The organism is Mesorhizobium sp. M8A.F.Ca.ET.021.01.1.1 (assembly GCF_003998025.1).
Lineage (GTDB): Bacteria > Pseudomonadota > Alphaproteobacteria > Rhizobiales > Rhizobiaceae > Mesorhizobium.
In genome coordinates this window covers 1-1,922 of the sequence record NZ_RZSJ01000837.1, presented here as the reverse complement: position 1 = coordinate 1,922, position 1,922 = coordinate 1, and the positions used below count along the sequence as shown (strand labels likewise).

General features: G+C 64.4%; 2 protein-coding genes. Both read right to left on the bottom strand.

What is annotated here, in order from left to right; translation table 11 throughout:
• Positions 1-1,124: endolytic transglycosylase MltG (mltG, locus tag EOA36_RS34550; RefSeq protein WP_127281145.1), on the bottom strand; the 1,124-nt coding region annotated here is incomplete at its 3' end.
• Positions 1,125-1,223: 99 nt separating this feature from the next.
• A partial coding sequence (locus EOA36_RS34545; RefSeq protein WP_127281144.1) for a beta-ketoacyl-ACP synthase II occupies positions 1,224-1,922 on the bottom strand: 699 nt, incomplete at its 5' end.

Genomic DNA, 1,922 nt, shown 5'->3' with positions numbered 1-1,922 from the left:
TGCTTCTTCTGCAGCGCGCGATAGCGGGCGACGTTTTCATTGTGCTCGTCCAGGGTCGCGGCAAAGACGTGGCCGCCCGTGCCGTCGGCGACGAAATAGAGATCGTCGGTCTTCGACGGATTGGCCACGGCTTCGAGGGCCGCGCGGCCGGGATTGGCGATGGGTGTCGGCGGCAAGCCGCTGATCACATAGGTGTTGTAAGGCGTCTGCTTCTGGATGTCGGACTGGTAGATCGGACGGTCCGCCGGCTTGCCCTTGCCGCCAAACAGACCGTAGATGATGGTCGGATCGGACTGCAGGCGCATGCCCTTGGCCAACCGGTTCAGGAAGACGGCGGCCACGCGTGAGCGTTCATCGCCCTTGCCGGTTTCCTTCTCGACGATCGAGGCCAGGGTGACAAAGTCCTCGACGCTGGCCAGGGGCAGATCCGGCGCGCGCCGCTGCCACACCTCATCGACCAGTTTCTTCTGATCGGCGAGCAGCTTGTCGACCATCTGCTGGCGCGTTGCGCCACGCGTGAAGCGCAGCGTGTCGGTGGCAAGACTACCCTCGGGGGGCGTCTTCGACGGCATATCGCCGCTCAGGGCGGGTTCGTCGGCGATGCGCTGCAAAGCCTGCTCGACCGTCAGCCCTTCGGGAATAGTCAGCGAGTACATCACCGACTTGCCACTCTTGAGGAGTTCCATGATGTCGCGCATGGACGCCCTGGGCTTGATCTCGTATTCACCGGCCTTGAGCGCGGAATCGTTGCCGAAGGCACGCACGCCGAGGCGGAACACGCGGGCGTCGCTGATTAGTCCGCGGCGCTCAAGCTGGTCGGCGATATCCTGGACGCCGGTGTTGGGCTTGACGAGGAAGGTGTCGCCATTGGCGGAAGGGCCGGGTTCGGTAAACTCCTGCTTGCCGAAATAGAGGGCCACGCCTGCCGCCAGAACCATCAGCATCACCGAGGAGATGACGAAGTTCATGAACACGACGATCTGGCTGCGCGAAGCGCGCGACCGTTTCGGCGGCGGCGTTCCAGCCTCCGGCCGCAGCGCCTCGCTTGCCGTCTTCGGCACGATCGGCCCGGTATTCGCCGGCCTTTGCCCGAATTCTCCGTTGCCTGACGGATTTGTGTTCATTTCGCCCTACCGTTCGATCTCTCAACGAATCCCCTGCGGCAGAGTAGGGGCGAATATGGCAAAATTGACGGCACGCCAAAGCACCGCCCGGCAGCTCGGTCAGCCATTATAACGCTGGAAGACCAGCGAGGCGTTGGTGCCGCCGAAGCCGAAGGAATTGGACAGTGCCACGTCGATCTGGCGCGGGCGCGGCTTGTTCGGCACCAGGTCGATCGCGGTTTCGCGCTCGGGATTGTCGAGGTTGATGGTCGCCGGTGCGATATTGTCACGGATGGCGAGGATCGAAAAGATCGCTTCGGCGGCACCGGCCGCGCCCAGCAAATGGCCGATCGACGACTTGGTCGACGACATCGAAATCTTGGAAGCCGCATTGCCGACCAGCCGCTCGACAGCGCCGAGTTCGATCGTATCGGCCATGGTCGAGGTGCCGTGCGCATTGATGTAGTCGACATCGGCCGGCGTAAGCTTTGCCCGCTTCAGCGCCGCGGTCATGCAACGGAAAGCTCCGTCGCCATCTTCGGCCGGCGCGGTGATGTGATAGGCGTCGCCGGTCAGACCGTAGCCGGTCACCTCGGCATAGATCTTGGCGCCGCGCGCCTTGGCATGCTCGAGCTCTTCCAGAACCACGACACCGGCCCCCTCGCCCATGACGAAGCCGTCGCGGTCGCGGTCGTAGGGCCGCGAGGCGGTTTGCGGGGTGTCGTTGCGCTCGGTCGAGAGTGCCCGGCAGGCCGCGAAGCCGGCGAGCGAAAGTCGGGTCACCGGCGATTCGGCGCCGCCGGCCAGCATGATGTCGGC